The 5,530-nt window shown below is 41.4% G+C and carries 6 protein-coding genes and 1 pseudogene; 2 read left to right on the plus strand and 5 right to left on the minus strand.

All coding sequences use genetic code 11. The features are described 5' to 3' along the window. Positions 1-147: 147 nt before the first annotated feature. Positions 148-588, minus strand: a complete 441-nt coding sequence (locus H8Z79_RS16495; protein ID WP_005334752.1) for a hypothetical protein — start codon at positions 586-588, stop codon at positions 148-150. A 627-nt stretch (positions 589-1,215) separates the two neighbouring features. Continuing rightward, complete coding sequence (locus tag H8Z79_RS16505; protein ID WP_002569186.1) at positions 1,216-1,569, minus strand: helix-turn-helix transcriptional regulator; 354 nt, start codon at positions 1,567-1,569, stop codon at positions 1,216-1,218. Positions 1,570-1,953: 384 nt separating this feature from the next. Here H8Z79_RS16505 and H8Z79_RS16510 point away from each other — a divergent pair, with 384 nt between their 5' ends. Beyond that, the gene (locus H8Z79_RS16510; RefSeq protein ID WP_002588768.1) at positions 1,954-2,133 is read left to right on the plus strand and encodes a cysteine-rich KTR domain-containing protein; all 180 of its coding nucleotides are present in this window, start codon (positions 1,954-1,956) and stop codon (positions 2,131-2,133) included. 23 nt (positions 2,134-2,156) lie between these two features. Then, positions 2,157-3,146, plus strand: a complete 990-nt coding sequence (rlmN, locus tag H8Z79_RS16515; protein ID WP_002569187.1) for a 23S rRNA (adenine(2503)-C(2))-methyltransferase RlmN — start codon at positions 2,157-2,159, stop codon at positions 3,144-3,146. Positions 3,147-3,524: 378 nt separating this feature from the next. Here rlmN and H8Z79_RS16520 read toward each other — a convergent pair. The 3 genes and pseudogenes from H8Z79_RS16520 to H8Z79_RS16530 all read right to left on the minus strand — a co-directional run. Then, positions 3,525-3,899, minus strand: a pseudogene (locus H8Z79_RS16520) (sigma-70 family RNA polymerase sigma factor); the annotation flags it as partial. 83 nt (positions 3,900-3,982) lie between these two features. Beyond that, on the minus strand, positions 3,983-4,408 hold the full coding sequence (locus tag H8Z79_RS16525; protein ID WP_000323896.1) for an RNA polymerase sigma factor: 426 nt from the start codon (positions 4,406-4,408) through the stop codon (positions 3,983-3,985). A gap of 94 nt (positions 4,409-4,502) precedes the next feature. Further along, a complete protein-coding gene (locus tag H8Z79_RS16530; protein WP_000872511.1) occupies positions 4,503-5,012 on the minus strand; it encodes a sigma-70 family RNA polymerase sigma factor in 510 nt (169 codons plus the stop codon). Positions 5,013-5,530: the final 518 nt, after the last annotated feature.

Raw genomic sequence — 5,530 nt, forward strand, 5'->3', positions numbered from 1 at the left:
TGTGTGGTAACTTTACAATATCAAATACTGGTAAGAATTGCCATTGCCTATTTTATTATTGAGAAAAAGAAAGCTGCGCCACAGCCTTGGCAGGCCATCGCGCAGCGATTTTGTTCAACTTGAATTTATCTTGCAATTAGAAACCATTTATCTTGTATATGGTTCAGTGTCTTTTCCATCATATACAAATGCTTTTATATCCGTATTTTCATCAACCTCAGCATGAATACCTACCGTGTATTCTTTATCTGTAACATTCTGAAAAGAATAGCAACCGCCAGCAGGAATACTGTCAGATACAAGTTCCTGTTTTCCTTCACAGAGCAGATGTACAGTAATGTCAAAATCGTTTCTGTTCTGGACTGTCAACACGCCTGTATTAGACAAAATTTTTGCGTCAGAATATGTAATTACATAGGAATCAGGCGTTGACTTTTCCGCACAGACCACAGAACACTCCCACTGTGTCTTTGCTTTTGCTTTTCGATAGGCTTCCGAAGACTTATATGTTGAAAATATAATCATTGTACTTATAGCAAGAATGCCAGTGATGACAAACGCTATTGTTACTTTTTTCTTCACAACCATCACCTCCACACACAAATTCCGATTCTTAATATATGAGTAGAGGCTTTTACAGTCTCTGCTCTTTCTTTATGATGAAGGTGATTGGTCTGACGTAATTTCCGATTGGGACACCACGCCCGAAGTTAAATGTGTCAGCCCGCCTTCATTGTTCTACATTCGATTCAGCAAGTTGGGAAAGATTGCTTCTCCCGTTTAACGAAAGAATATGAGTGAACCTTGAAGAGCTGGATCCAATCATAAATCACTTACGAAAGGAGCGTCTTTCTTATGATTGCTGTTGGTATCGATGTTTCAAAATCCAAGAGCACCGTTGCCATTCTCAATGGAGATGGCAGCATCCGTGCCAAACCTTTTGATGTCCACCATGTCGCTGATGAGCTGCAGGCATTGGTAGATTACACTTCCCAACAAGCAATTTTCAACCGACGCGCCGCAGCGCGGGAGGGCGAAAATACGGAAGTGGTACCCGCTTCCTATGCTTGCTACGAATGTTTTTATCCTTTAGGCTCTTATCACCTACTACGGAGAAAAAGCGATTTTGCCAAACTTACGCAAAAGAAAAACGCTGCAACCTCAAAAAAGATTACAACGCTTTCTAAATCCTGTTCAGTTTTAAGTCGGACATTCCTATTCGCCCTCTTTTTCGACTTCGGAAATCTCCTTTGCCGTTGCGGTTACAATCCGTATGCCTGTATCGCTCATACCGTCAAGAAGCGCGTCAAGCTGCCGCCGCTGCGTGTTCTTCTCCGGCGGCGTTTCTAAAAGGAATTGGTCTACGGATATATGGTAACGCTGTATCAGCTCAAAGAATATCTGTAAACTTGGGTGCTGCCCCTTGTTCTCAATGTTCGCAAGGTAGCGCGGCGAGATAAACATTTCGTCGCCTACTTTCTTGCGGCTCTCCTTGCATCCCTCACGCGCTGCCTTTATCGCTGCCCCAAAAGCCTTAAAGTCGTATCGTGGTACTGGTCTTTTTGCCATAGTTATTCACCCTATTACATTTTACTGTTCCCCTTTCTTCTTGGATATGTCTACGTAGTTCTATCAGTTAGCCAAAATAATTCATATATATATATGTTGACAACAAGCTGCTTTTGTATATAATATTATATAAAAGGGGGGGAATGTTTATGTTACATAGCATGCGTATTCGATAAGCATTGAAATCAAAAAAGATTTTTCCCATTTTCAATATGGGCTTTTTTGTCATGCTTATTTTGCGTATGCTATACAACAAAACTAACGACGTATAGACATAGTATAAAAACTATGCCTTAATTTTGTTGTAGTATTATATGTATAAATGCAGGTCAATGCTCATGTTGAGAATTGACCTGCATTTTTTTGCGCAAAAGGAGAAATATTATGCTTGAAAAATATTGGATAAAATGTCCAATTTGTAACGGAAAGACGAGGGTTCAAGTATTTTATAATACGGTATTAAGAAATTTTCCTCTTTTCTGCCCTAAATGTAAATTAACGCATATCGTTGATGTTGAAAAACTAGAAATCATAATCAAAAACTCTGAAAAACAAACTTTTTAATTTTGAAAAGGAAGGATATTTAAATGAAACACTTACCTAAAAGTACACCTACGGAAATATTGAATGACCCATACGGATTTACTTACAAAGAAATGTCGGAAGTAATTGGAGAGGATAAAGCAAGAGCCTTATATACGGAATTGTATAAACAGCCATTTCACAAAGAAAATCTATCAATATCAACAAAAAAAGTCTATAAAAGTAGCGATACTGAAAAGTATGTTTATGAATTGAAAGATAACAGGTATATTGAAACGGTTTTTATTAAACGGCGAGATGGTGGGACTGTTTGCGTAAGTACGCAAGTTGGTTGTTCTGTTGGCTGTATTTTTTGTGAGTCCGGACGCAATGGTTTTGTTCGTAATCTAACACCGTCTGAAATTGTGCAGCAGGTTGTATTGATACGTCAAAAAGTAAATCGTATCGTTTTTATGGGAATGGGAGAACCTTTATTCAATTACGACAACTTGATTGCAGCAATCCATATTCTTCGAGATAGAAATGGACTTAACTTTCCAACCGACGGCATTACCGTATCAACAGTTGGTCCAGTTAATCAATTAAAAAAATTGCGCGAAGAACATCTAAAAATTCAGTTGACAATATCTTTACATGCAGCAACACAGGCTGCGAGAAACTGTATCATTCCTCATATGCACATGTACGCTATTGAAGATGTTGTTAAGCAAGCATTGTCCTATTCTCAAAGGCATAATCGAAAAGTGGTATTTGCGTATTTGCTTTTACCAGGTATAAATGACCGTTCCTCAGATATAAGGCAACTTGCAAAATGGTTTAAGGGCAAAAATGTTATGATTAACGTGCTGCAATACAACCCGACGAGTAATTCAAAAATTAGAGCACCACAAAAACAAGAAATGGTTGCGTTCAAACATCAATTAGAGCAAACAGGACTTGAAGTTACCATGAGAGTTTCTCATGGTAGAGAGATTAAAGCAGCTTGTGGACAGTTAGCTAATACATATAATAAAGCCAAAAAACAACAGAAATAATTTAATTAAAAGAGCCAGACGCACAGACGCAGAGCCGATAATATGCAGTTTGAAATACTGCTGTTATCGGCTCTTTTTTGATTTTAATTTGTGCCCCTAATAACCATATTGGAGCAAAATCAGAACTGTTGCTTGTCGTTCTTTGATTTCCGCAGCAGCTTTGAAAAATCAAAGCCGCCGTTTCTTTTTATCTTCTAATGAAATGACGCGGTATCACTGTTGAAATCGGCGGCTAAAGGAGGTAGCCGCCATGAAGCAAAAAGCATATCGACAAAATCCGACAGTTATTGACTTATCAAAAAAAGCCCGCCCACCACCGGGGGAAACTACGCTTATATATATGAACTGTCTAATCATCTGGATACTGCTTACAATGCCTATTTGGTAAAAATTGAACTCATACTCGTAGTAGAGCAGGAAACGTCGCCTTTGTATCTCTGGCAGTCTGTCAACCGCCTTACAGAGCAGTTCCGCCCGTTCTGCTTCAATCATTTGTTCCTCAATGCTCTTAGGCAGCTTTAACGCCCGCCTGTTCAGCGTTTCGTCCCATACTTCCGAAAACTCCCTGTGCCGCTCGTCCCATTGGAGAAGATTCCTGTTCCTGCGTTCCATCTGCCGAAATTCAAAGAATAACTGCTCGGATACTTCCAGTTCGTGGTGTTCCCCCTGCCCGTCCTTAAAACTGATAAAATACCTTATACCGCTTTCCGTGGATTCCTCCCGAAGCGTGTACGCCTTAGCTTTATATGCCATCCCGTTTTCCTCCTGCCAAAAATAAGCGGGGAGATTCCACTCCCCACCCAGTAGCCCGCAGAATAATGGGATGTATTAGACGCTTACAAAATTTTCCGAAGCTTCTTCCGCAGATGGTCTAACCTCGCATAGATGGCACCAGTCGTCAAATGCACAAGTGGGGCAATCTCCTTTGTGGAATACCCCTGCATTTTCAGCAGGACGATTTTCAAGGTACGCCCGTCCACCGTGACTAATACTTGATAGAGATTTTCGCTCTCAATCTCGTCCAGTAACTCCGCAACTGTATTCACCTCCGCTTGCCGCTCCCTGTCTGCCATGTCCTCAAGGTATTCCGCAACGTCATTCGTCCATCGGTAAAACCGCCTGTTGGAATTGAAGTCTGCCCTGTCCGCTATGCGTATCTGCTCAATGGTCACTTCATCAACGCCGCACTCACGCAGCAGCTTTTCCTCCGCTTCTTTCCAGATACGCCATTTCCTGTCCTCCCGTCCGTGGTTGTATGCCATTCTTTCTTCCTCCAATCAGAATTGATTGAGAGGGCAGAGAAAAGCCCCCTCATTTTCCCAAAGGAAAAAACAAGGGGGCTGAACGCCTTAAATTTTAATTTTCTATTATCTTTCTTAGTTTTCTTAGGATTCTGGCTTTGCGTTTGTTCACAACGCTCTGGGTTATGCCTAACCTCGCCCCGACTTCACGCTCGGAAAGTCCGTCAAAAAAGATTGCCTGTATCAACTCCTGCTCACTATCCGACAACAAAGGCAGGGCGGCTTTCAGCCTGTCCACCATAACAGCATTGACAACGGTTTCCGCAATGTCCGCCGCTTCATCAGCGATAAAGTCCAGAGGATTCCCCTCGCTGTCCGTAAATCCGTCCAGAGATAGCAGGCTGTTCCTCGCATCTAATTTTTGCAGGTAACGCCACCGCTCCCTGTCACGGTAGAAGTCCGCATATTGCTCCCTTACGACTTCAAGCAGACAACCTTGGACGGGGATAAACAGCTTGTCCATATATCCCTTGTCGGCTTGCCTGCGGCGGCAGAAATCCGTATAGGACAGTTCCACATAGCCGCCGCTTTCTTTGATATATACTTTTCTTGGTGCGTATTTCACCGCTAATACCTCCAATCTGAATTTTTGAAATGTAAAAATCCAGATGGAGAGGCGGGGAGCGGCAACGCACACCAGAAACAGCCCTGCGGCACTTTCCAACAAAAAACGACAAAAGAAAAACCGCAAAGGCTCTGTGACCTTCACGGTTATGGGAAATACAAATTCTGTTGTATGGAGATTGTACTTCCACTTTCAAGGTGAGAAGTACCGCTGCACTGGCAGAAATTTTTTTAACTGGTTTCCTGCCATTCTCTGATATGCTATGTATTGATAAATTTTACTTCGTATGAGCAGATGAATAACCGCCCGAAAAAAGAACATAAAAAAATCCCTCCAAATTTAAAAACAAATTCAGAGGGTAATTTAGGGTATAACAAAATAACCCACCCGAATATCGTTTTTTTTATTTGGTGAGTTTGTTCTTTCAAATACGAAACAAAAAGAGCCGATGATTCGTGAATTGTTCCACAATTTCATCGGCTCTGCGTCTTAAGCGTCTGGCTCTTTGATGACAGTTA

Origin of the sequence: Blautia intestinalis (assembly GCF_014297355.1) — a bacterium.
Lineage (GTDB): Bacteria > Bacillota > Clostridia > Lachnospirales > Lachnospiraceae > Blautia_A > Blautia_A intestinalis.

Coding starts and splice junctions, on each gene's coding strand:
- H8Z79_RS16495 (WP_005334752.1), bottom strand. CDS start 588: ATGGTTGTGAAGAAAAAAGTAACAATAGCGTTTGTCATCACTGGCATT.
- H8Z79_RS16505 (WP_002569186.1), bottom strand. CDS start 1,569: ATGGCAAAAAGACCAGTACCACGATACGACTTTAAGGCTTTTGGGGCA.
- H8Z79_RS16510 (WP_002588768.1), top strand. CDS start 1,954: ATGCTTGAAAAATATTGGATAAAATGTCCAATTTGTAACGGAAAGACG.
- rlmN (WP_002569187.1), top strand. CDS start 2,157: ATGAAACACTTACCTAAAAGTACACCTACGGAAATATTGAATGACCCA.
- H8Z79_RS16525 (WP_000323896.1), bottom strand. CDS start 4,408: ATGGCATACAACCACGGACGGGAGGACAGGAAATGGCGTATCTGGAAA.